The 20,952-nt window shown below is 72.7% G+C and carries 23 protein-coding genes; 14 read left to right on the top strand and 9 right to left on the bottom strand.

Annotated elements, in window-relative coordinates; translation table 11 throughout:
* Nucleotides 1-58: 58 nt before the first annotated feature.
* From LUU90_RS13145 to LUU90_RS13130, 4 genes are all read left to right on the top strand, one after another.
* Nucleotides 59-2,305, top strand: a complete 2,247-nt coding sequence (locus tag LUU90_RS13145) for a polyribonucleotide nucleotidyltransferase (protein ID WP_275003881.1) — start codon at nt 59-61, stop codon at nt 2,303-2,305.
* A gap of 1 nt (nt 2,306) precedes the next feature.
* Nucleotides 2,307-3,635 carry a M16 family metallopeptidase gene (locus LUU90_RS13140; RefSeq protein ID WP_275003880.1) on the top strand — a complete coding sequence of 443 codons (1,329 nt, stop codon included), beginning with the start codon at nt 2,307-2,309 and terminating at the stop codon, nt 3,633-3,635.
* Nucleotides 3,636-3,724: 89 nt separating this feature from the next.
* Nucleotides 3,725-4,498, top strand: a complete 774-nt coding sequence (gene dapB / locus LUU90_RS13135) for a 4-hydroxy-tetrahydrodipicolinate reductase (protein ID WP_275003879.1) — start codon at nt 3,725-3,727, stop codon at nt 4,496-4,498.
* Nucleotides 4,495-5,004, top strand: coding sequence for a hypothetical protein (locus LUU90_RS13130; RefSeq protein WP_275003878.1), 510 nt, complete (start codon nt 4,495-4,497; stop codon nt 5,002-5,004). Before dapB ends, LUU90_RS13130 begins: the two co-directional genes overlap by 4 nt.
* Here LUU90_RS13130 and LUU90_RS13125 read toward each other — a convergent pair.
* Entirely contained in the window at nt 4,989-5,612 is a 624-nt protein-coding gene (locus tag LUU90_RS13125) for a TetR/AcrR family transcriptional regulator (RefSeq protein WP_275003877.1), read from the bottom strand. The genes LUU90_RS13130 and LUU90_RS13125 overlap by 16 nt on opposite strands.
* A 111-nt stretch (nt 5,613-5,723) precedes the next feature.
* Between LUU90_RS13125 and LUU90_RS13120 the strand changes: the two genes are divergently transcribed.
* Entirely contained in the window at nt 5,724-6,164 is a 441-nt protein-coding gene (locus tag LUU90_RS13120; RefSeq protein WP_275003876.1) for a nitroreductase/quinone reductase family protein, read from the top strand.
* A gap of 73 nt (nt 6,165-6,237) precedes the next feature.
* Here the strand turns inward: LUU90_RS13120 and LUU90_RS13115 are convergent, their stop codons facing one another.
* Entirely contained in the window at nt 6,238-7,200 is a 963-nt protein-coding gene (locus LUU90_RS13115) for a TIGR03557 family F420-dependent LLM class oxidoreductase (RefSeq protein WP_275003875.1), read from the bottom strand.
* Nucleotides 7,201-7,332: 132 nt separating this feature from the next.
* Between LUU90_RS13115 and LUU90_RS13110 the strand changes: the two genes are divergently transcribed.
* From LUU90_RS13110 to LUU90_RS13085, 6 genes are all read left to right on the top strand, one after another.
* On the top strand, nt 7,333-7,836 hold the full coding sequence (locus LUU90_RS13110; protein WP_275003874.1) for a hypothetical protein: 504 nt from the start codon (nt 7,333-7,335) through the stop codon (nt 7,834-7,836).
* On the top strand, nt 7,833-9,062 hold the full coding sequence (locus LUU90_RS13105) for an Nramp family divalent metal transporter (RefSeq protein ID WP_275003873.1): 1,230 nt from the start codon (nt 7,833-7,835) through the stop codon (nt 9,060-9,062). The genes LUU90_RS13110 and LUU90_RS13105 overlap by 4 nt, the downstream gene beginning before the upstream one ends.
* A complete protein-coding gene (locus tag LUU90_RS13100) occupies nt 9,059-9,499 on the top strand; it encodes a hypothetical protein (RefSeq protein ID WP_275003872.1) in 441 nt (146 codons plus the stop codon). Before LUU90_RS13105 ends, LUU90_RS13100 begins: the two co-directional genes overlap by 4 nt.
* A 13-nt stretch (nt 9,500-9,512) precedes the next feature.
* The gene (locus tag LUU90_RS13095; RefSeq protein WP_275003871.1) at nt 9,513-9,872 is read left to right on the top strand and encodes a PRC-barrel domain containing protein; all 360 of its coding nucleotides are present in this window, start codon (nt 9,513-9,515) and stop codon (nt 9,870-9,872) included.
* A 69-nt stretch (nt 9,873-9,941) separates the two neighbouring features.
* Nucleotides 9,942-11,288 (top strand): APC family permease, encoded by a 1,347-nt coding sequence (locus LUU90_RS13090; RefSeq protein ID WP_275003870.1) that lies wholly within the window; start codon nt 9,942-9,944, stop codon nt 11,286-11,288.
* Between the two features lie 209 nt (nt 11,289-11,497).
* The gene (locus LUU90_RS13085) at nt 11,498-13,153 is read left to right on the top strand and encodes an MFS transporter (RefSeq protein WP_275003869.1); all 1,656 of its coding nucleotides are present in this window, start codon (nt 11,498-11,500) and stop codon (nt 13,151-13,153) included.
* A gap of 35 nt (nt 13,154-13,188) precedes the next feature.
* Here LUU90_RS13085 and LUU90_RS13080 read toward each other — a convergent pair whose 3' ends face one another.
* From LUU90_RS13080 to LUU90_RS13050, 7 genes are all read right to left on the bottom strand, one after another.
* Nucleotides 13,189-14,487, bottom strand: a complete 1,299-nt coding sequence (locus LUU90_RS13080) for an MFS transporter (protein WP_275003868.1) — start codon at nt 14,485-14,487, stop codon at nt 13,189-13,191.
* A gap of 57 nt (nt 14,488-14,544) precedes the next feature.
* Nucleotides 14,545-15,069, bottom strand: coding sequence for a GNAT family N-acetyltransferase (locus tag LUU90_RS13075; protein ID WP_275003867.1), 525 nt, complete (start codon nt 15,067-15,069; stop codon nt 14,545-14,547).
* Complete coding sequence (locus LUU90_RS13070; protein WP_275003866.1) at nt 15,066-15,533, bottom strand: hypothetical protein; 468 nt, start codon at nt 15,531-15,533, stop codon at nt 15,066-15,068. The genes LUU90_RS13075 and LUU90_RS13070 overlap by 4 nt, the downstream gene beginning before the upstream one ends.
* 102 nt (nt 15,534-15,635) lie before the next feature.
* Nucleotides 15,636-16,139 carry a GNAT family N-acetyltransferase gene (locus LUU90_RS13065; protein WP_275003865.1) on the bottom strand — a complete coding sequence of 168 codons (504 nt, stop codon included), beginning with the start codon at nt 16,137-16,139 and terminating at the stop codon, nt 15,636-15,638.
* Between the two features lie 86 nt (nt 16,140-16,225).
* Nucleotides 16,226-16,546: an AzlD domain-containing protein gene (locus LUU90_RS13060; RefSeq protein ID WP_275003864.1), complete on the bottom strand. Its 321-nt coding sequence runs from the start codon at nt 16,544-16,546 to the stop codon at nt 16,226-16,228.
* Nucleotides 16,543-17,280, bottom strand: coding sequence for an AzlC family ABC transporter permease (locus LUU90_RS13055; RefSeq protein WP_275003863.1), 738 nt, complete (start codon nt 17,278-17,280; stop codon nt 16,543-16,545). Before LUU90_RS13055 ends, LUU90_RS13060 begins: the two co-directional genes overlap by 4 nt.
* A 96-nt stretch (nt 17,281-17,376) precedes the next feature.
* Nucleotides 17,377-18,849 carry an NAD-dependent succinate-semialdehyde dehydrogenase gene (locus tag LUU90_RS13050; protein WP_275003862.1) on the bottom strand — a complete coding sequence of 491 codons (1,473 nt, stop codon included), beginning with the start codon at nt 18,847-18,849 and terminating at the stop codon, nt 17,377-17,379.
* Between the two features lie 115 nt (nt 18,850-18,964).
* Here LUU90_RS13050 and rraA point away from each other — a divergent pair, with 115 nt between their 5' ends.
* Genes rraA through dapA form a run of 3 tightly spaced genes read left to right on the top strand, consistent with a single transcriptional unit; the run spans nt 18,965 to nt 20,938 of the window.
* Complete coding sequence (gene rraA / locus LUU90_RS13045) at nt 18,965-19,429, top strand: ribonuclease E activity regulator RraA (RefSeq protein ID WP_275003861.1); 465 nt, start codon at nt 18,965-18,967, stop codon at nt 19,427-19,429.
* Complete coding sequence (locus LUU90_RS13040) at nt 19,426-19,938, top strand: AAA family ATPase (RefSeq protein ID WP_275003860.1); 513 nt, start codon at nt 19,426-19,428, stop codon at nt 19,936-19,938. The genes rraA and LUU90_RS13040 overlap by 4 nt, the downstream gene beginning before the upstream one ends.
* Before the next feature lie 28 nt (nt 19,939-19,966).
* Nucleotides 19,967-20,938, top strand: coding sequence for a 4-hydroxy-tetrahydrodipicolinate synthase (gene dapA / locus LUU90_RS13035; protein ID WP_275003859.1), 972 nt, complete (start codon nt 19,967-19,969; stop codon nt 20,936-20,938).
* The last annotated feature ends 14 nt before the right edge of the window (nt 20,939-20,952 follow it).

The raw sequence follows: 20,952 nt of genomic DNA, 5'->3' as shown, positions 1-20,952 counted from the left end.
TCGATGACCGTCGGGCACGGGGGCGTTCCAAGAGAACACCAACAGAAGGAGGGCACCCGTGGAGGGTCCCGAGATCCAGTTCGCCGAGGCCGTTATCGACAACGGTCGCTTCGGCACCCGTACCGTCCGGTTCGAGACCGGACGGCTCGCCAAGCAGGCCGCCGGCGCAGTCGCCGCCTACCTCGACGGTGAGACCATGCTGCTGTCGACCACCGCTGCCGGCAAGCACCCGAAGGAGCAGTTCGACTTCTTCCCCCTGACGGTGGACGTCGAGGAGCGGATGTACGCCGCCGGCCGTATCCCCGGCTCGTTCTTCCGCCGCGAGGGTCGTCCGTCGACCGAGGCGATCCTGACCTGCCGCCTGACCGACCGCCCGCTGCGCCCCCTGTTCGTCAAGGGCCTGCGCAACGAGGTCCAGGTCGTCATCACCGTCATGGCGCTGCACCCGGACGACGCGTACGACACCCTGGCCATCAACGCCGCGTCGGCGTCGACCCAGATCTCCGGTCTGCCGTTCGACGGCCCGGTCGGTGCGGTCCGCATCGCGCTGGTCGACGGCCAGTGGGTCGCGTTCCCCAAGTACTCCGACAAGGAGCGCGCGGTCTTCGACATGGTCGTGGCCGGCCGTGTCGTCGGTGACGACGTGGCGGTCGCCATGATCGAGGCCGAGGCCACCGACAATGCGTGGAACCTCATCAAGAACGAGGGCGTCGCGGCACCGACCGAGACGGTCGTCGCCGAGGGCATCGAGGCGGCCAAGCCGTTCATCAAGGCCCTGTGCGACGCGCAGGCTGCGCTCGCCGCGCAGTCCGCCAAGGAGACCAAGACCTTCCCGCTGTTCCCGGACTACCAGGACGACGCGTACGCCGCTGTCGAGGCCTCGGTGACCGAGCCGCTGCGCGAGGCCCTGGCCGTCGCGGACAAGCAGGAGCGCGAGAACCGTCTCGACGAGATCAAGGACCGCATGCTGGGCGACCTGCAGGCGGGCTTCGACGGGCGCGAGAAGGAGCTGTCGGCGGCGTACCGCTCGCTGCAGAAGCACCTCGTGCGTCAGCGTGTCCTCACCGAGGGCGTCCGCATCGACGGCCGTGGCCTCGCGGACATCCGCACCCTCTCGGCCGAGGTCGAGGTGCTGCCGCGCGTGCACGGCTCGGCGATCTTCGAGCGCGGCGAGACCCAGATCCTGGGTGTCACCACGCTGAACATGCTCCGCATGGAGCAGCAGATCGACTCGCTCGGTCCGGAGACGCGCAAGCGCTACATGCACAACTACAACTTCCCGCCGTACTCGACCGGTGAGACGGGCCGCGTGGGCAGCCCCAAGCGCCGCGAGATCGGCCACGGTGCGCTCGCCGAGCGTGCCCTGGTGCCGGTGCTGCCGAGCCGCGAGGAGTTCCCGTACGCGATCCGCCAGGTGTCCGAGGCTCTCGGCTCCAACGGTTCGACGTCGATGGGTTCGGTGTGCGCGAGCACGCTGTCGCTGCTGAACGCCGGTGTGCCGCTGCGTGCCGCCGTCGCCGGTATCGCGATGGGCCTCGTGTCCGACACCGTGGACGGCGAGACCCGCTACGCCGCGATGACCGACATCCTGGGCGCCGAGGACGCGTTCGGCGACATGGACTTCAAGGTCGCCGGTACCAAGGAGTTCGTCACGGCGATCCAGCTCGACACCAAGCTCGACGGCATCCCCACCTCGGTGCTGGGTGCGGCGCTCGGCCAGGCTCGTGACGCCCGCCTGACCATCCTCGAGGTGCTCGACGAGGCGATCGACACGCCGGACGAGATGTCCCCGAACGCCCCGCGCGTCATCACGGTGAAGGTCCCCGTCGACAAGATCGGCGAGGTCATCGGCCCGAAGGGCAAGATGATCAACCAGATCCAGGAGGAGACGGGCGCGGACATCTCCATCGAGGACGACGGCACCGTGTACATCGGTGCCACCGACGGCCCGTCGGCCGAGGCCGCCCGCGCGGCGATCAACGCGATCGCCAACCCGCACGTCCCCGAGGTGGGCGAGCGGTTCGTCGGAACGGTCGTCAAGACGACGTCGTTCGGCGCCTTCATCTCGCTGTCCCCGGGCAAGGACGGTCTGCTGCACATCAGCCAGATCCGCAAGCTCGTGGGTGGCAAGCGCGTCGAGAACGTCGACGACGTGCTGTCGATCGGCCAGAAGGTCCAGGTCGAGATCGGCGAGATCGACCCGCGCGGCAAGCTGTCGCTGGTCGCCGTGACCGACGAGGACGAGTCGGCCCCGGCCGACGCCGCCGAGCCGGCCACCGAGGCCACCGCATCCGCGGACGCCTGACATGGCGTGGCACCTGCCGCTCGTCCCGACGGGCGAGCCCGGTGCCGAGCTGACCGCCGGGCAGGACGGAGCGACCATTCGTCGCTCCGTCCTGCCCGGCGGTGTCCGTGTACTCACCGAGCACATGCCGGGCCAGCGCTCGGCGACGGTGGGTGCGTGGATCGGCGTCGGCTCGCGGGACGAGACCGACGGCCACTTCGGCTCGACGCACTTCCTGGAGCACCTGCTCTTCAAGGGGACCGCCCGGCGGTCCGCCATGGACATCGCCGAGGCGTTCGACGCCGTCGGCGGTGAGGCGAACGCGGCCACCGGCAAGGAGCACACCTGCTACTACGCGCGGGTGCTGGACTCCGACCTGCCGATGGCGGTCGACGTCATCTCCGACATGGTCACCTCCGCGCGCCTGGACACCGACGAGCTCGAGACCGAGCGCGGCGTCATCCTCGAAGAGCTCGCGATGAACGACGACGACCCCACCGACGTCGTGCACGAGCAGTTCTCCGCCGTCGTCCTGGGCGACCACGCGCTGGGCCGCCCCATCGGCGGCACGCCCGAGACGATCAACGCCGTCCCGCGGGACGCCGTCTGGGACCACTACCGCTGGAACTACCGGCCGGAGACCCTCGTTGTCACGGCCGCGGGCGGGATCGACCACGACAAGCTCGTGCAACAGGTCACCCAGGCGTTGTCCGACGGCGGGTGGGACCTCGACGTCGCCACCGCGCCGTGCGACCGTCGGGTCACGACCGAGGACCGCACCGGGGTGCCGGACGCGGGTGCGGAGCTGACCGTCACGCGGCAGGTCGAGCAGGCGAACATCATCGTGGGCTCCACGGGCATCGCGGCGACGGACGACCGGCGCTTCGCGCTGTCCGTGCTGAACGCGGTGCTGGGCGGCGGCATGTCGTCCAGGCTGTTCCAGGAGATCCGCGAGAAGCGGGGCCTGGCGTACTCGACGTACTCGTTCGCCTCCGCCCACGGCGGGCTCGGCACCTTCGGCCTGTACGCGGGCTGCGCGGCCGCCAAGGCGGACCAGGTCACCGACCTGCTCGTCGAGGAGCTCGAGAAGCTGGCGAACGACGGGATCACCGAGTCCGAGCTCAAGCGGTCCGTGGGCCAGCTCTCCGGCGGTACGGTGCTCGGGCTGGAGGACTCCGGGTCGCGAATGAGCCGACTCGGAAAGGCCGAGCTCGTGTACGGCGACCTGCTGTCGCTGGCCGAGTCCCTCGAGCGCATCCAGGCGGTCACGGTGTCGGACGTCCAGGCGCTGGCGCAGGACCTGGCCGCCCGCCCGCGTTCGATCGTCCGCGTAGGCCCGTTCGACAACTGAACCTCCCGTTGAGTGCTGGGTATTTGTCGAATGAGGTCGCTTGAACCCACAAATATCCAGCACTCAACGAAGAACAAGGGTGGTAGATCGTGAGTGACATCAAGGTGGCGGTGCTCGGTGCGGCCGGACGCATGGGTACCCAGACGTGTGCGGCGGTCGAGGCCGCGGACGGCCTCGAGCTGGTCGCCAGGCTGGACCACGGCGACACCGTCTCCGGCGAGACGCTCGCCGGGGCCGACGTCGCCGTCGACTTCACCGTCCCGGCCGCCACCGAGGCCAACGTGCACGCGGTGCTCGACGCCGGCGCGCACGCCGTGGTCGGCACCACCGGCTGGGACGACGACTCGCGGGCGCGGGTGGCGGCCCACCTCGCCGAGCTGTCGCCCCGGGGGACCGGTGGCACGGGATCCCTCGGCGTGCTGATCGCCCCGAACTTCGGCCTGTCCGCGGTGCTCGCGATGACGTTCGCCGCGAAGGCCGCGCGCTACTTCGAGTCCGCGGAGGTCATCGAGCTGCACCACCCGAACAAGGTGGACGCGCCGTCGGGCACCGCGCGGCACACGGCCGCGGCGATCGCCACGGCCCGTGCCGAGGCCGGCCTCGGGCCGTCGCCCGACGCGACGGAGTCGGGCTGGGAGGCACGCGGCGCTGACGTCGACGGGGTGCGCGTGCACGCCGTGCGACTGCGTGGCCTCGTGGCGCACGAGGAGATCCTCTTCGGCAACGAGGGGGAACAGCTCGTCATCCGGCAGGACTCGTTCGACCGGGCCTCGTTCATGCCGGGCGTGCTGCTCGCGATCCGGTCCGTGGTGTCCCGTCCCGGGCTGACCGTCGGCCTCGAGCACGTGCTGGACCTGTCGTGAGTGGTTCCCAGGCCGACGGCCAGGGCGACCGCTCCGCCGAGCGTCCGGCGTCGGGCCGGAGGCTGCCCAAGGGGCTGGCCGGCACGCTCGCGGTGACCGCTCTCCTCGCACTGTACGTCTGGCAGATCGCGGGGCGAGGCATCGCGATGGTCCGCAGCGGCGAGCCCGTGCTGATCGGCATCGGGCTGGGTGTGCTTGTCATACCCCTGCTGGTCATCGGGCTGATCGTGCGCGAGTACCGGCTCGCGGCGAAGGTGCAGACCATGGCCGACACGCTGTTCGCCGAGGGCGACCTGCCCGTGGACGACCTGCCGCGCTCACCCGGCGGCCGCATCGACCGATCGGCGGCGGACGAGGCCTTCGAGCCGCGCCGTGCGGCCGTCGAGGCCGCGCCCGAGGACTGGCGGGCCTGGTACCACCTTGCTTTCGCCTACGACGCGGCGGGCGACCGCCGCCGGGCGCGGGAGTCGCTGCGCAAGGCGGCCGGCTTCTACCGGGCGCCGTAGCGCGCGACCATCGTGGCGACGGCGTCGTCGACGGCTCGTGCCGTCTCGGCGCCAGTAGGGTTCCAGCCGGCGACGATCAGGCGGGGCCAGAACGTGAAGTTCGAGATCATCCCCAGGAACTGGGTGGTGGCGGCCACCGGGTCCTCGACGCGTGCGGCCCCGGCGTCGTGCTCGGCGGCGAGATACCGGCGCACCGAGTCGAAGAACGGCATCTTGCCGACGTCGAAGTGGGTCTCGGCAAGCCCCGGGAAGCGCGGCATCTCGGCGATGACGATGCGGTACAGGCCCACCATCTCAGGCCGGGACATCAGGGCGGCGTATCGGCGCCCGTACTCGGCCAGCCCTCGGCCGAGGTCGCCGGACGCCGGCTCGGGACGATCGTCGTCGTCGGGGTTCCAGTGCTCCTTGACCATCGACTCGAACAGGCGAGCCTTGGTGGGGAACTGCTTGAACAGCGTGGCCTTGGACACCTCCGCGGCCTCGGCCACCCGGGCCAGCGACGTGCCGGCGTAGCCGTTGTCCAGGAACAGGGTGGTGGCCGCGGCGATGATCGCCGCGCGCTTCTGCTCCGCGAGCTGCTGGTGGTACGTCCCGCTGCCGGTCGCCATGGGCCCATCATGCCCCAGGTTGTGAGGTGAGTCGCTTGACTCACTTCTGCGCCCTGCCTACTCTGATCAAGAGGTGAGTCAAGCGGCTCACAACTATCGAGGGGTTGACCCGTGGAGCGATTCAAGAACAAGGCAGTGCTGGACGACGCCGTACGGCGGGCCATCGAGATCACCCCGGCCGCCTCGACCCGGCAGCGAATCATCGACATCACCACGACGGGCCGGCGCACCGGTCTGCCCCGCCGGATCGAGATCTTCTTCTACCACGTGGCCGGACGCACCTACCTCTGCAGCGGCACGGTCGACCGGCCGAGCTGGTACGTCAACCTGGTGGCCGAGCCGGCCTTCACCTTCCACCTCAAGCACGGTGTGCGGGCGGACCTGCGTGCCACGGCGCGGCCGGTCACCGACGAGCAGGAGCGGCGCGCGGTGCTGTCCGAGATCGTCGCCGACCTGAATCAGCCCGCCAACCCGGGCCATCTCGCCCAGCCGGTGGACCTGGAGGACTGGGCGGGCCGGAGCCGGCTGGTCGAGGTGACGTTCCTGGACTGACCGGCGCCCGCACCGCCGGGCGGACCTGTTCGCGAGGCGATCGGCAGCAACCCCCTGGACGGCAGCGAGTGCCTTAGAGCGCCCGGACGCGCTCCAGCAGCGGCCCGGCCGCCTCGGCGAGGAACCGATCCTGGTTGTGGTCGCCGATCTGGACGAACGCGAGATCGGTGAAGCCGGCGTCCAGGAACGGGCGTGCGCTCTCGGCGAGCTTGTCGAGGTCCGGCCCGCAGGCGATCGACGACGCGACGTCCTCCGGCCGCACGAACTGCGTGGCGCCCGCGAAGCCCGCCGGTGTGGGCAGGTCCGCGTTCACGGACCATCCGCCGCCGAACCAGCGGAACTCGGAGTGGGCCCGCTCGACCGCCTTCTGCTCGTCCGGGTCCCAGCAGATCGGCACCTGCCCGAACACCCGGGACCCACCGGGGTGCTTGTCGTTCCAGCCCTGCACCACGTCACCGTCGGGCATGGCCTGGACGAGGTGGTCCGCGAGCGGGGCGAACCGCTTGATGCCCTGGTCGCCGGAGAGGGCGACGCCGACCTGGACCCCGGCGTCCGGCACGTCCCAGAGCCGCGCGGAGTCGACCCGGAAGTGCTGGCCCTCCCACGTGACGAGCTCGCCCGTGAGGAGCTCGCGGATGATGTGCATCGCCTCCTCGAGCATGTCGTGCCGCATGTCGATGCTCGGCCAGCCCTCACCGATCACGTGCTCGTTGAGGTTCTCGCCGGAGCCAAGACCCAGGGTGAAGCGGCCGTCGGCGAGGAGCTGGAGCGTCGCGGCCTGCTGAGCCACCACCGCCGGGTGGTAGCGCATCGTCGGACAGGTCACGAACGTCATCAGCTCGACCCGGCTCGTGGCCTGTGCGACCGCTCCCAGGAGCACCCAGGCGTTGGGCGCGTGTCCCTGCTCCGTGAGCCAGGGGCTGTAGTGGTCGCTGGAGAGCTCGAAGTCGAACCCGGCCTCCTCGGCCGCCACGGCGTACCGCAGCAGCTCTCGCGGCCCGCTCTGCTCGGTCATGAGGGTGTACCCGATGTGCATGGTGTGCTCCTTCCCGCGTCTCCTCCCGACGATAGGCAGGGGTGGCGGCAGCTCGCCCCTCGGGTCCGCCGGCCGATGCCGGACGAATTCACCCGGCGTGCGAAAGTCGGAGAACCGCGCGAGCATTCGAGCGTGACCAGCCGCCCGAATCGCCAGCCGTCCCGGCCGGCCGTCGTGTTGACCGTGGTGGTGGCCCTGACCTGCGGACTCGCCGCATGCGCGCCGGCGGCCACCCGGGCGGACGACGCGGGCGCCCTCGACAGCGTCTCCGACCACCTCGACGACTCGAGCTCCGCGGTCGCGTCGGCGGAGCTCGCCGTGCGGGCGCGGGCCGCGGGCCGCCTGCCGGCGGTGACCGCCGACGTGGCCGTCGGCGACGCCGTCGAGACGGCCACCGGGGCGGTGCACGGCATCGGCACGCTGGTGGTCGCCACCGGCGACGCCGACCGGGTGCGGGACGACGCGCTCGACGCCGCGTCGGCCGCCGTCGGCCCGGTAGCCGCCGCCCGCACCTGGCTGGGGCGGCCGCCGTCCCCTGCCGACGACGTGCTGCGAGCCCTCGACGACGCCTCCAGCACGCTCGACGACGCCAGCGGGACGGTCGACGAGGCGCTGGCCAGGCGGGTGACGCCATGAAGAGCCGCCTGCTGACCGTCGCCCTCGGCATCCTCACCGCCATCGGCGGCTTCCTCGACGCCGGGGACCTGGTCACCAACGCCGTCGTCGGCTCACGGTTCGGGCTGTCCCTCGCGTGGGTGGTCGTGGTCGGTGTGGTCGGCATCTGCGTGTTCGCGCACATGTCCGGCAAGGTCGCGGCGGTGTCCGGGCGGGCGACGTTCGAGATCATCCGCGAGCGCCTCGGCCCGACGACGGCGGGGCTGAACCTGGCGGCGAGCCTCGCGGTCACGGTGCTGACCCTCATCGCGGAGGTGGGGGGCATCGCGCTGGCGCTGCAGCTCGCGAGCAGCGTGGACCACCGGCTCTGGGTGCCCGTCGCGGCGCTCGCGGTGTGGCTCGTGCTGTGGCGGGTGAAGTTCAACCTCATGGAGAACGTCACCGGTCTGCTGGGTCTGGCGCTGGTGGGGTTCGCGGTGGCGGTGTTCCTGCTCGGTCCGGACTGGGGTGACCTCGCCGCCCAGCTGGTCCCGCAGGTGCCCGTGCAGGAGAGCGCGGCCGTGTACTGGTACTTCGCCGTGGCGCTGTTCGGTGCGGCCATGACGCCCTACGAGGTCTTCTTCTTCTCGTCCGGTGGTGTCGAGGACCGCTGGACGGTGAAGGATCTCGCGACGTCCCGCCTCAACGTGCTGGTCGGGTTCCCGCTCGGTGGCCTGCTCTCGATCTCGATCGCAGCGTGCGCCGCCATCGTGCTGCTGCCCGCCGGGATCCAGGTCGACTCGATGTCCCAGCTCACTCTGCCGATCGCGGAGGCCGGCGGGACGCTGCTGGTCGCGGTGGTGATCGTCGGCCTGGTGGCGGCGACGTTCGGTGCCGCGCTGGAGACCGCGCTGTCCACGGGATACACGCTCTCGCAGTACCTGGGCTGGTCGTGGGGCAAGTTCCGGCGGCCGGTGCACGCGCCCCGCTTCCACCTGGCGATGATCCTGGCGCTCGTCGTCGCGGTCGGCGTCCTGATGACCAACGTCGACCCGATCGCCGTCACCGAGTACTCCGTGGTCTTCTCCGCGGTGGCGCTGCCCCTGACCTATCTGCCCATCCTGGTCGTCGCGAACGATCCCGAGTACATGGGCGAGCACGTCAACGGGCGGGTCATGAACCTGCTGGGCACGGTGTACCTGGTCATCCTCGTCGTGGCGGCCCTGGCCGCCATCCCCTTGATGATCGCGACGGAGGCGGGCGGATGAGACGTAGGAGAACGGGCTCCCGTGACGTCCCCCGGGGGCCGGAACCGCGGCAGCCGGGCCGGGTGCTGGACGCCCGTCTGCACCTCCTGGACCGTCAGGTGCTCGACGTCGACGGCATGCCGGTGTGCACCCTGGACGACCTCGAGCTCGAGGCCGTCGACGGCAGGTCCGCACCGGACGAGCCGATCGACGGCAGCGTCCCCGTGGTGGTCGCCGCCCTGCTCACGGGTCCCGTGCTCGGCACCAGGGTGTTCGGCGGGCGTCCCCCCGCCTCGCGCTGGCACCGCCTGTCGTGGGCGCACGTGGTGGACATCGGCACGGCGGTGCGCCTGAGCGTGCGCAGCGATGACCTCGACGCGACCTGGCTCGAGCGCTGGACCCACGACCACATCATCGGCCGCATCCCCGGCGGCCATCACGACCCGGAGAGCTCGTGATGGGGAGGCCACGATGATCGCCTCGGACCTGCTCGACGTCCCCGTGCACGACGACGCCGGGGCCCAGCTGGGCTGGGTGGTCGACCTGCGTTTCGTGCTCGACGGGGCGCCCGACGCGTACCTTGCCCGCGCACGGCTGCACGGCCTCGTCGTCTCCCCGCGCACCCGCACGTCGTTCATGGGGTTCGAGCGGTCGAGCGTGCGGCACCCGTGGCCGGTCGCCCCGATCCTGCGGTGGTGGCACCGTGGTGCGTTCCTCGTGCACTGGCCCGACGTCGCGCGGGTGCCCCACCCCGACGAGGGTGCGGGGCCGGGGGACGACGCCGCCGTCGTGCTCCGCGCGGGGTACACGGCCTACGAGCCGGGGCTCTGACGACGTGCGCGCCGCAGCGACCCGTCCGTACGCCCTGCGAGTCGACGCCGCAGGTGCCAGCCTCTAGTCATGACGACGAGCCAGGCCGACCCGGAGACCCGTCTTTCTCGCGCCGTCAGCGGACGGCTGCTGTACCTGTTCATCCTCGGTGACGTGCTCGGAGCAGGTGTCTACGCCCTGGTGGGCGAGATGGCCGGCGTGGTGGGCGGCCCGGTGTGGCTGCCGCTGCTGGTAGCGCTCGGCCTCGCCCTGCTCACCGCAGGCTCCTACGCCGAGCTGGTCACGAAGTACCCGCGGGCCGGGGGAGCCGCCGTGTTCGCCGAACGCGCGTTCCGGCAGCCGGTGATCTCGTTCCTCGTCGGGTTCTCGATGCTCGCGGCCGGCGTCACCAGCGCGGCAGGGCTCTCCCTGGCGTTCGCCGGTGACTACTTCGGCACCTTCGTCGACGCGCCCGAGCGCCTCGTGGCCGTGCTGTTCCTGCTTGCCGTCGCCGCGCTCAACGCCCGGGGGATCCGCGAGTCGCTCGGCGCGAACGTCGCCATGACGGTCATCGAGGTGAGCGGTCTCGTCGTCATCGTGGTCCTCGCGCTCGTGGTGCTCGGCCGCGGGGACGGCGACCTCGGGCGCGTCACCCAGTTCCCCGACGGCACCACCCCCGCGCTCGCGGTCCTGTCGGGGGCGATCCTCGCGTACTACTCGTTCGTGGGCTTCGAGACGTCGGCGAACGTGGTCGAGGAGGTCCGCGACGTGCGGCGGGTCTACCCACGGGCCCTGTTCGGTGCCCTGCTGACGGCCGGCGCCGTCTACGTAGCGGTGGGCATCGCGGCTGTCGCGGTCGTGGAGCCCGAAACGCTCGCCGGCTCCAGCGGCCCCCTGCTCGAGGTGGTCAACCGGGCCGGCGCGGTACCCATGTGGCTGTTCTCGCTGGTCGCCCTGATCGCCGTGGCGAACGGCGCGCTCCTGACCATGATCATGTCGAGCCGACTGGCGTACGGCATGGCCGAGCAGCGGCTCCTGCCTGCCACGCTCGGCCGCGTGCTTCCGCACCGCCGCACGCCCTGGGTCGCGATCCTGGTCACCACGGTCGTCGCCGTAGGGCTGGTCTTCACGGGCGACCTCGCGTCGCTGGCGGAGACCGTGGTGCTGCTCCTCCTCCTGGTGTTCATCAGCACGAACGTGGCGGTGCTGGTGCTGCGCCGCGACCATGTGGAGCAGCCGCACTTCCGGGTGGCGACGGTGGTGCCGTGGCTCGGCGTCGGAAGCTGCGTGCTGCTGCTGACCCAGCAGTCGGGGGAGACGTGGCTGCGGGCGGGCGCGCTGCTGCTGCTCGGCCTGCTGCTCTACGTCGCGATGCGGGTCCTACGGAGCCGGGACGGGGACACGGGTTCGGCGGAGGACTCCTCGGACGACGGCTGACCGCCGCCGCGGCCCGTGCGGCCGCCCGCACCAGAGACGGCGGTCACCTGCGACCTTGGTCACGAAGGGCCACCGGGGGTAGAGCGCACCCGGAGCCGGTTGTTTGAATTGTCGCCGCTGCGATCGGCGGCAGTCGCCGGCGGCGTCCCCCTCCACTGAAAGCTCTCGTGTTTCTCCCTGCCTTTTTCCGGGCCCTCTTCCGTGTGCCCGTGCGCGCTCTGCGCCCGAAGTCCGTACCGTCCAGCCCTGCTCCAGGCCGCTCCCCATGGCGTGCGCTGCGCCATCCGGCGATGCGCTGGTGGACCGGCGCCAACCTCGTCTCGAGTGCCGGCACGTGGATGCAGATGACCGTCCAGAATCTCCTCGTCCTCCAGATCACCGGCTCCCCGGCCGCGACCGGGCTCTCGCTCGCCGTCCAGGCCGCGCCCGGCCTGCTCTTCGGGGTCGCCGGCGGTGCGGTCGTGGACCGGTGGCCCCGCAAGGTGGTGGTCGCCGTGAGCCAGGCGGTGCTCGGCGCGATCGCCCTCGTGACCGCCCTGCTCGTCGGGCTCGACGCGCTCAACCTCCCGCTCCTGCTCGCCCTGTCGGCCGTCACCGGCCTGGTGGCCGCCGTGGACGGCCCCGCGACCTCGCTGCTCGGCAACGACCTCGTCCCGCCCGACGACGTGCCGTCCGCTATCGGGCTGGGCTCCGTGACGAACAGCGTGGGCCGGCTGGCCGGCGTCGGTATCGCCGGTGGCCTGCTCGCGTTCGCGGGACCCGCTGCCGCGTACCTCGGCAACGGCATCTCGTTCCTCGCCGTGGCGGCCCTGGTCCCGTTCCTGCGGCTGTACACGCGCCGCCGTGACCGCGTGCTGGAGGTGGCGCCCGTGCCGCCCGCCGACCTGGTGGCGCAGGCCGCACCCGTGCCGCAGGTCGAGCCGGTGGCGGCAGCGGAGCCGACGGCGGCAGCGGAGCCGGCCGAGCCCGGACAGCCGGCCGCACCCCGCGCAGGGCGGTCGAGCTCGCTCGACGGCATCCGGTACTTCTGCAGCCGCCCGCGGCTGGTCGCCCTGCTGGCCGTCACCGCGGTCAGCGCGGTCTTCGGCCGCAACTACTCGCTCACGCTCGCGGTGCTCGTCACGGGCGCGCTCGCCGGCACCACGCAGGACTTCGCGACGGTCGCCTCGGTGCTGGCCGTCGGGGGAATCGTCGGGGCGTTCCTCGCCGGCCGCCTGCGCCGACCCTCGGTGCGGATCGTCGCGGCGCTCGCGGCGGGTGGGGCGCTGCTCCAGGTGCTCGCGGGTCTGTCGCCCACGTTCGCCCTCCTGCTGGTGGTCGTAGCGCCGATGGCAGTGCTGGAGTCGTTCTCCGACACGGCCGGAGCCACGGTGCTGCAGACGGACCCGCCGGCCGCCATGCGCGGCCGGGTCCTGGGCGTCTGGCGCAGCGCGAGCACCGCGTGGGGCCTGGCCGGCCCGCCGCTCCTGGGTCTGCTCATGGAGCTGATCGGCGTGCGCGCCGCCCTCGTCGCCGGTGGGCTGTTCGTCCTCGCCACGATCGTGGCGGGCGCCGTCCGCAACCAGGTCCGCACGGCGCGGCTCGCGCCTGCGAGGCCGGCGCGTTCGTGCCACCGGCCGACGACGGCGAGGCCGAGCCTCGCGCACGGTCCTGGCGCGGCCGCGCGCGACCCCCGGACGGCGAGCGCCGTGGTGCTGACGCCGCCCTCATCCGCATGGGTCGGCGGGGTGTCGGTCAGCGCTGACGCGGTGCCGTGGCCGCGCGGCGCCGGGACGGTCCGCGGCCGTTCGATCCGCGGCCGTTCGATCCGCGGCCGGTCCGCCGCGGGCGGGACGCGGGAGCTGGTCGGCACGTCGCCGCGGTGAGGCAGGGGCCGGTCCTGCGCCGGGCCGGCCCCGTGTCAGGACGGGTCGGACGTCAGGGCGGCCTCCGCCTCCGGGTGCGTCGGCACCCAGCGCACCAGCACCACCACGAGCCCGACGACGAGCAGCACCGACGTGAGCACGAACGGGTAGGTGCGGTCGAGTCCGGACAGCCAACCCGAGATCCAACCGAACGGGGCCGCGGCGAGCATGATGCACGTGCGCTGGAGCGCCATCACCCGCGAGCGCTCGGCCTCGTCCACGTGCAGCGCGACGAGCGACTCCGAGAGCATGAACAACATGCCCGCACCGAAGCTGTCCAGCAGCAGGCACAGGCCGAGGAACGCGTAGGTCGACGCCGTCGCGGTGCCGGCGGACGCGGGGATCGCGACCAGCACGAGCTGCCCGGCGAGGTGGACCCCGAACCCCCACAGGGCGGCGCGCCTGAGGTCGACGGCGGTGGTCAGGAGCGGGATGAGCGTGAAGAAGAAGAGCACGGACAGGACCGAGCGGACCATCGGGAAGAAGGGCAGCAGCGCGTCCGGCACGTGCAGGTGCTGGCTGACCACCACCTGCCAGAACGTGCCGTTGACGAGTGTGACCGCGGCGGTCAGTGCGGCCACGGCGAGCGCGAGGAGCGAGCCGCGCGAGCGCAGCAGCAGCCCGAGCGCACCCCGGTACCCGGCCAGCAGCCGCCACACGCTCTGCCCGCGGGTGGCGGCCCTGCGGACACGGCCCTGTCGGGTCTCCCTCGACCACAGGTAGAGCCAGATGATCTTCGCGGTCATCACCACCGCCGCGTTGATGTACAGGATGCGGACCGCGGGCTCGAGCCCGAGCTGGGCGACCAGGACGGCGGCCAGCGGCGCGAACAGCGCGGAACAGTCGGACGCGACCTTGACCAGCGAGTAGATCCGGGTGATCTGGCCGCGCTCGGCGTCCTCGACCATGAGGCAGTCCCACGAGTTCTGGGTGACCTGCAGGGCGCCGTTCACGAGTGACGCCGCGAGGAAGAACCAGAAGTTCTCCGCGAACGCCCAGAGCAGGCACGGGATCACCCAGGCGATCACGTCGAACCACGCCGTCGTGGCGCGCCTGCCGAGCCGGTCGGTGATGATCCCGCCGGCCAGCCCGAAGACGACCTGCGAGAGCATGGCGACGGTCGCCAGGAAGCCGATCTGCTCGTCGTGCAGTCCCAGAGCCAGCATGAACACCGACGCGTACGGCAGCACCAGGGCCATGGACAGCCCCCACAGCGGCTCGGTCCACACGCAGGCGCGCGGGTTGCCACGGAGCTCGACAAGGGTCCGCCAGAGCGGGTTGCGGGTGCGTGTCACCGGGAGATTGAAGCACCCCTGCGGCCCTGCACGCGCCACCATTTCAGCCGGTGCACATCAGCCGACGGCGCGCTCCAGGCACACCAGGTCGTCCCGCTCGTCCCAGGAGTCGACGATCGTGAAGCCGAGCTTCTGGTACAGGCCGATCGCGCCCGTGCGCCAGCTCCAGACCGAGAGCGCGACGGCGCCCACGCTGCCCGCGCGCGCCTGGGTCAGCGCCGTCGCGATCAGCATCGACGCGATCCCGTGGCCGCGGGCCTCCGGCGCGGTCCAGAGCCGCTTGATCTCCGAGCGGCCGGACACCGGTGCGGTCAGCACGAGACAGCCCGCCGAGACGCCGCCGCGGCGCGCGACGAGCACGACGTCCTCGGCGAACGCGGCACGCGGATCCGTCGTCTCCGCCCGGTAGCGGGCGGGCAGCGCGTCAGCGTCCGCGACGGGTACGCCCTTCTCGGCCTCGGTCTGCAGGTGGTAGGCGGTCAGGAGCGCGCTCAGCCCGAGGTCGGCCGGGCAGTCCCGGCCGAGCCGGCGGACGACCTCCGGTCCGGCCCGCTCGGCGCGGGGCGCGGCAGCAGTGCTCATTCGGTGAGGCTGGTCCAGCAGTAGAGCCCGTGTCCCAGGTCGGCCGCCCGCGCGGCGAGTGCCGCGAGCGGCAGCAGCGCGGCCGCGAGCTGACGCGGCGGGACGGCGGGCGGCGCGGTGGCGGACCACTCGCGGGCCGCCCGGACCAGGCGGGCGGGGGCGGCGGAAGCGAGGTCGTCCGCGAGAGTCTGGGCGACGGTCACGACCCAGGGCCCCTCGGCACCTCCGCTGCAGACGAGCGTCCCGTGCCGCGGGTGCGCGGTGACCTCGCCGTACGGGCGTCCGGACAGCACACCCGCGAGCCCGCCGAGCATGATGAACGGGTCCATCGACGGCACCGCGACGGCGTCGAAGCGTGGCAGGTCGGTGCGTTGGTCCGGGTCGGCCGGCCCGCCGGGTGTGCGGAGCGCCGTCGCCGCCACCTCATCGGATGGTGCGGCGAAGTACTCCGTGCGAATCCCCATGAGGTCGATGGTCGCAAGGCCGTGTCACGGGACTGTCACATCGGCGTGAATCCTGGGGTTCGTGTGGCGGGCGCTCCCGGCCGTTGCCGGGACACGCGGGTGTCAGATCGCGGCGGACCAGCGGTGCTCGATGACCTCGCGGACCCCTGTCGCCAGGGTGCGGCTACGGCCGTCCTCGCCGAGTCCGCTGGCCTCCAGGAACGCGGCACGCGCCGTGTCGTCCACGAGCGACCAGGTGGTCACGGTCTCGGAGCCGTCGGCACGGAGCCGGTCGACGGCGGCAGCGAGCAGGCGGGACCCGTGCCCGGCGCGCTGCGCCTCGGGCAGGACCTCGAGCGACAGCACCTGGCCGGGGGAGACGGCGGCGAACCCCACGACGTCAGGCCCGTCGAGCGCGACGAACACCGCGAAGCCCGGGCCGGGCGGCGACGTGATGGCCGACGACCAGCGCTCCCGCATGGCCGGGACGTCGAGGGCGGCGATCACCCCCTCGCCCAGCACCCCCGTGGCGCGCCACGCGGCCACCTGCACGTCGGTCACGGCGGACTCGTCGCCGGCGATCGCTGGGCGGACGGACACATCGGCGGTCTCGCGAAACAGTGCCACCGCACCACCCTAACCGCCGCCGGTGCCCAACCGTCCCGCCCCCGACAGTGGTCAGCCGCGTCGGGTCGAGGGTTGGTGGCGGCGGGTCAGCCCCAGCCCAGGGCGCGAAGGGCCGCCGCCGTGCCTGCCGCGAGCACCACCACGAGGATGAAGGGCGCGCGCAGGGCGAGGGCCAGCGCGGCGACCGCGAGCGCAGGGACGCGCGCGTCCACGGTCAGGGCGAGCCCGTCGGCGAAACCCTGGACCACCACGAGGGACACGAGCAGCGCCACGGTCACGAGGGTGGTGATGCGGGAGACCCGCTCGGACGCGAGCCAGGACCGGGGGACCAGGTGGCCGCCGAGCTTGAGGGCGTAGCAGGCCAGGGACGCGACCAGCACGGTGACCCAGAGCGTTGTGGTGGTCATCGGACGGACTCCTTCTCGGCGGCCCCGCCGGGCCCGTTCCCGGACGCGGCGTCCGGGTCGTTCGGCGAGACGAGCCCGACGACCACGGCTACCGCAGCCGCGGCGAGCACGGGGATCCCGGGCGGCACGAACGGGATCAGGGCGGCGGTCGCCACGACGGCGAGCCCGGCGACGAGCTGGGCGCGGCGGGGCGCGAGCCGGGGCCAGACCAGCGCGAGGAAGGCGGCGGCCGCAGCGGCGTCGAGCCCCCAGGCGCGCGGGTCGCCGAGCGCGTCGCCGGCGAGCGCCCCGAGGAGCACGAACGCGTTCCAGAGCACGAAGACGCCGACTCCCGTGACCCAGAACCCGATGCGGGACGCCGCGGGTTCGGGCTGGGCGACGGCGACCGCCGTCGACTCGTCGATGGTGACGTGCGCCGCGGCGAGGCGGCGCCAGCCGCGCACCTGGAGCAGCGGTGAGACCACCGCGCCGTACAGGGTGTTGCGGAGGCCGAGCAGCGTCGCCGTGGCGATCGCCGCGACGGGTGTGCCCGCGGCGCCGATGACGCCGATGAGGGCGAACTGCGAGCCGCCGGAGAACATGAGCAGGCTGAGGGCCATTGTCGGGCCGAGACCGACACCGGCGGCGACCGACAGGGCACCGAACGAGATGCCGTACAGCCCGGTCGCCACCGAGACACTCACGCCCTGGCGGACGGCGGCGCGGGCCACCGGATCACTGGGGAGGACGTTCACGCACCGAGGCTACGTCGTCGCCGGGCGTATCCGGGACACGCCCGTACGCCGGACAGGGACCTGCCGCGGGACCTGCCGCGAGACCTGCCGCGAGACCTACAGAGCCACGTACACGGTCTCCTGGTACTCCTCCATGCCCGCCTCGCCGCCCTCGCGTCCCAGGCCGGAGGCCTTGACGCCGCCGAACGGCGCGCTGGCGTCGGACACCAGGCCGCGGTTGATGCCGATCATTCCCGCCTCGATCTCGTCCATCGCACGCCGGGCACGGGCCAGCGACGTCGTGTACGCGTACGCCGCCAGGCCGAACGGGGTGCCGTTGGCCAGCTCGAACGCCTCGTCGTCGGACCCGAAGGCGACGATCGGGGCGACCGGCCCGAAGATCTCCTCGGTCACGACCCGCGCGTCGGCGTCGACCCCGGTGAGCACGGTCGGCTCGAAGAAGTGGCCGGGGCCGGCCAGCCGCGAGCCTCCCGTGAGCACCTGGGCGCCGTGCGCGACGGCGTCGTCGACCAGGCCGGTCACCTTCTCCACCGCCGCCTCGTCGATGAGCGGACCCACCTCGGCGCCGGGGCGCGTGCCCGGTGCGGTCACCTTCGCGCCCACCGCCGCGGAGAACCTGTCGGCGAAGGTGCGCGCGACGGCGTCGTGCACGAGGAAGCGGTTGGCGGCCACGCAGGACTGCCCGGAGTTGCGCAGCTTCGCGACCAGCGCGCCCTCGACGGCGGCGTCGACGTCGGCGTCCTCGAACACGACGAAGGGCGCGTTGCCGCCCAGCTCCATCGAGCTGCGCAGCACGTTCTTCGAGGCCTGGGCCAGCAACGTCTGACCCACGCGGGTGGAGCCGGTGAACGAGACCTTGCGCAGCCGGGGATCCTCGAACAGCGGTTCGGTGACCGGGCCGGCCTGCGTGGTCGGGACCACGTTGACGATGCCCGGGGGCAGGCCGCGTGCCTCCGCCTCGGAGCGGATGATCTCCGCGACCAGGAGTGTGGTCATCGGGGCGAGCGAGGCGGGCTTGACCACCACCGTGCACCCGGCCGCGAGCGCCGGGGCGATCTTGCGGGTCGCCATCGCGATCGGGAAGTTCCAGGGCGTGATGAGCAGGGACGGTCCCACGGGCCGACGGCTCACGTACTGCGTGTTGCCGCCCGACGGCGCCGTGCGCACCAGCCCGTCGGCGCGCACCGCTTGCTCGGCGAACCAGCGCAGGAACTCGGCGCCGTAGAGGACCTCCGCGCGTGCCTCGGCCAGCGGCTTGCCGGCCTCCGCGGTGATCAGGGCGGCGACGTCGTCGGCGCGTGCGACGAGGCGGCCGAACACGGCGCGCAGCAGCTCGGAGCGTTCGCGTGGCGGCACGGCACGCCACGCGGGGGCGGCGGCGTGCGCGGCGTCGAGGGCGCGCACCGCGTCGGCGGGGGTGGCGTCGGAGACGTCGAAGATGGGCTCGGCGGTCGCCGGGTCGGTGACCTCGAACGTCGCGCCGCCCTCGGCGGGGCCCCAGTGCCCGCCGACGAGGATGCCGGTGGGCAGGTGCGCCACGAAGGCGGGGGAGAGCGTCGTCGCCGTCATATCTTGAGTATCCACGTCGGCGCGCCGCTCGCCCGGGCAGGGCGGGCGAGCACGCGGAAGCCGGTCGGGCCGCCAGGTATGGTCTCGCGCAACGCCACCGGACGAGAGGACCACCATGACCGCCACGGCCGACCTGTACGACGAGCACGGCGAGGCGCTGGCCTCGCTCTCCGTCCAGCTGCGGGACCTCGGCGGCGTCCGTGCCTTCTCCGGACCCGTGCGGACCGTGCGGTGCTACGAGGACAACGGCCTGGTCAAGGCGGTGACGCAGACGCCGGGCGAGGGCGCCGTCCTGGTCGTCGACGGCGGCGGCTCGCTGCGCAGCGCCCTGATGGGCGACCTCATCGCGGCCACGGCGGTCGAGAACGGCTGGGCCGGCGCGATCATCCACGGCGCGGTCCGCGACTCGGTGGCGCTCGGCGGGCTGCGCCTTGGCGTCAAGGCGCTCGGCACCAACCCGCGCAAGTCGTCGAAGACGGGCGCGGGCGTGCTGGACGAGGCGGTGGAGATCGGCGGCGTCGTGTTCCGGCCGGGCGCCACCGTGTACGCCGACGAGGACGGCGTGCTGGTCGAGCGGTGACCCGGGACGACGTACGACTGATCCTGCTCAACGGGCTACCGGGCGTGGGCAAGTCCGCCGTCGCGGCGGCCTGGTCGGCGCGGCACCCGGGCACGCTCGACCTGGACATCGACGTCGTCCGGACGCTGATCAGCGGCGACGTCCGGGACACCGCGGAGCCGGCTCGGGCCCTCGGCCTCGCCATGGCGGTCGAGCACCTGCGCGGCGGGCACGACGTCGTCGTGCCGCAGCTCGTGGCGCGGACCGACCAGGTGCGGCGCTTCGCGGACGCCGCCGCCCGCGCCGGAGCGCGGCTCGTCCACGTCGTCGTGGAGGCGCCCGAGGACGTCGTCGCGGACCGGGTCGCCGCGGACGCCGCGCCCCACCGCCGTGACCTCCGCCCGACGGCGCTCGCCGCCTACGCGGGGGGCCTGCACGAGGTGGCCCGGGAGCCCGGCGTGGTCCGGCTGGCCAACGACGAGATCGCGCCCGCCGTCGAGCGCCTGGAGGAGCTGCTCGGAGGGGGGTGATCGGGGCGGTAAACGGTACGGTAGACCCATGGTTCTTCCCACAGACTCCGCGCGCCCGTTCGGCGCGGTCCTGACCGCCATGGTCACCCCGATGACGCCCGACGGCGCCGTGGACCTGAAGGCAGCGGTCAAGCTGGCGAAGAAGCTGGTGGACGACGGCAACGACGGCCTCGTCCTCTCCGGCACCACCGGCGAGTCGCCGGTGACCCACACACCCGAGAAGGAAGAGCTCGTCGCCGCGGTCGTCGAGGCCGTCGGCGACCGCGCGGCCGTCGTGGCCGGTGCGGGCTCGAACGACACCGTGCACGCGATCCGCATGGCCGAGCAGGCCGCGGAGGCCGGCGCGGACGCCCTCCTCGTCGTCTCGCCGTACTACTCGCGGCCCAGCCAGGAGGGCCTGTACCAGCACTTCACGGCGGTCGCGGACTCGACCGACCTGCCGGTGATGCTGTACGACGTCCCCGGGCGCACCGTGGTGCGCATCGCGCCCGAGACCTACCGCCGCCTGGCCCAGCACCCGCGGATCGTCGCGAACAAGGACGCCACGGGCGACGTCTACGCGGCCACCAAGCTCATCGCGGAGACCGGCCTGGCCTGGTACTGCGGCGACGACGGTCTGCTCCTGCCGTTCCTGAGCATCGGTGGCGCGGGCATCGTGTCGGTGTCGGCCCACGTGGTCGGCGCGCACTTCGCGGAGACGATCCGCCGGTTCGACGCCGGCGACCTCGCCGGAGCGATCGAGGTCTTCCGCACGACGACCGGCGTCATCGACGCGCTGAACGGTGCGGGCGCCCAGGCTGTCATGGCCAAGGCGGCGATCGAGGCCCTCGGTGTCACGGACAACCGGTTCCTCCGCCTGCCGAACGTCGCCGCGTCGGACGACGAGGTGGTCGCCCTGCGCGCGGTCCTGGCCGACGCCGGCCTGCTGCGCGACGCCGGCGCCGCGCACCAGCCCGAGGTGAGCGAGCTCGCGGAGGCGAGCCCCGCCGTCGCGCACTGAACTTTCTGTTGGAA

Origin of the sequence: Promicromonospora iranensis (assembly GCF_028994775.1) — a bacterium.
In the GTDB taxonomy this organism is placed as follows: domain Bacteria; phylum Actinomycetota; class Actinomycetes; order Actinomycetales; family Cellulomonadaceae; genus Promicromonospora; species Promicromonospora iranensis_A.
Note: the sequence above shows the minus strand (reverse complement) of the source record. Positions and strands in the feature narration are given on the sequence as shown.

Bases quoted from the DNA above. Each gene is read 5' to 3' on its own strand.
- LUU90_RS13140 (WP_275003880.1), top strand. From the start codon at position 2,307: ATGGCGTGGCACCTGCCGCTCGTCCCGACGGGCGAGCCCGGTGCCGAG.
- LUU90_RS13125 (WP_275003877.1), bottom strand. From the start codon at position 5,612: ATGGCGACCGGCAGCGGGACGTACCACCAGCAGCTCGCGGAGCAGAAG.
- LUU90_RS13115 (WP_275003875.1), bottom strand. From the start codon at position 7,200: ATGCACATCGGGTACACCCTCATGACCGAGCAGAGCGGGCCGCGAGAG.
- LUU90_RS13105 (WP_275003873.1), top strand. From the start codon at position 7,833: ATGAAGAGCCGCCTGCTGACCGTCGCCCTCGGCATCCTCACCGCCATC.
- LUU90_RS13100 (WP_275003872.1), top strand. From the start codon at position 9,059: ATGAGACGTAGGAGAACGGGCTCCCGTGACGTCCCCCGGGGGCCGGAA.
- LUU90_RS13095 (WP_275003871.1), top strand. From the start codon at position 9,513: ATGATCGCCTCGGACCTGCTCGACGTCCCCGTGCACGACGACGCCGGG.
- LUU90_RS13090 (WP_275003870.1), top strand. From the start codon at position 9,942: ATGACGACGAGCCAGGCCGACCCGGAGACCCGTCTTTCTCGCGCCGTC.
- LUU90_RS13075 (WP_275003867.1), bottom strand. From the start codon at position 15,069: ATGAGCACTGCTGCCGCGCCCCGCGCCGAGCGGGCCGGACCGGAGGTC.
- LUU90_RS13070 (WP_275003866.1), bottom strand. From the start codon at position 15,533: ATGGGGATTCGCACGGAGTACTTCGCCGCACCATCCGATGAGGTGGCG.
- LUU90_RS13060 (WP_275003864.1), bottom strand. From the start codon at position 16,546: ATGACCACCACAACGCTCTGGGTCACCGTGCTGGTCGCGTCCCTGGCC.
- LUU90_RS13050 (WP_275003862.1), bottom strand. From the start codon at position 18,849: ATGACGGCGACGACGCTCTCCCCCGCCTTCGTGGCGCACCTGCCCACC.
- rraA (WP_275003861.1), top strand. From the start codon at position 18,965: ATGACCGCCACGGCCGACCTGTACGACGAGCACGGCGAGGCGCTGGCC.
- dapA (WP_275003859.1), top strand. From the start codon at position 19,967: ATGGTTCTTCCCACAGACTCCGCGCGCCCGTTCGGCGCGGTCCTGACC.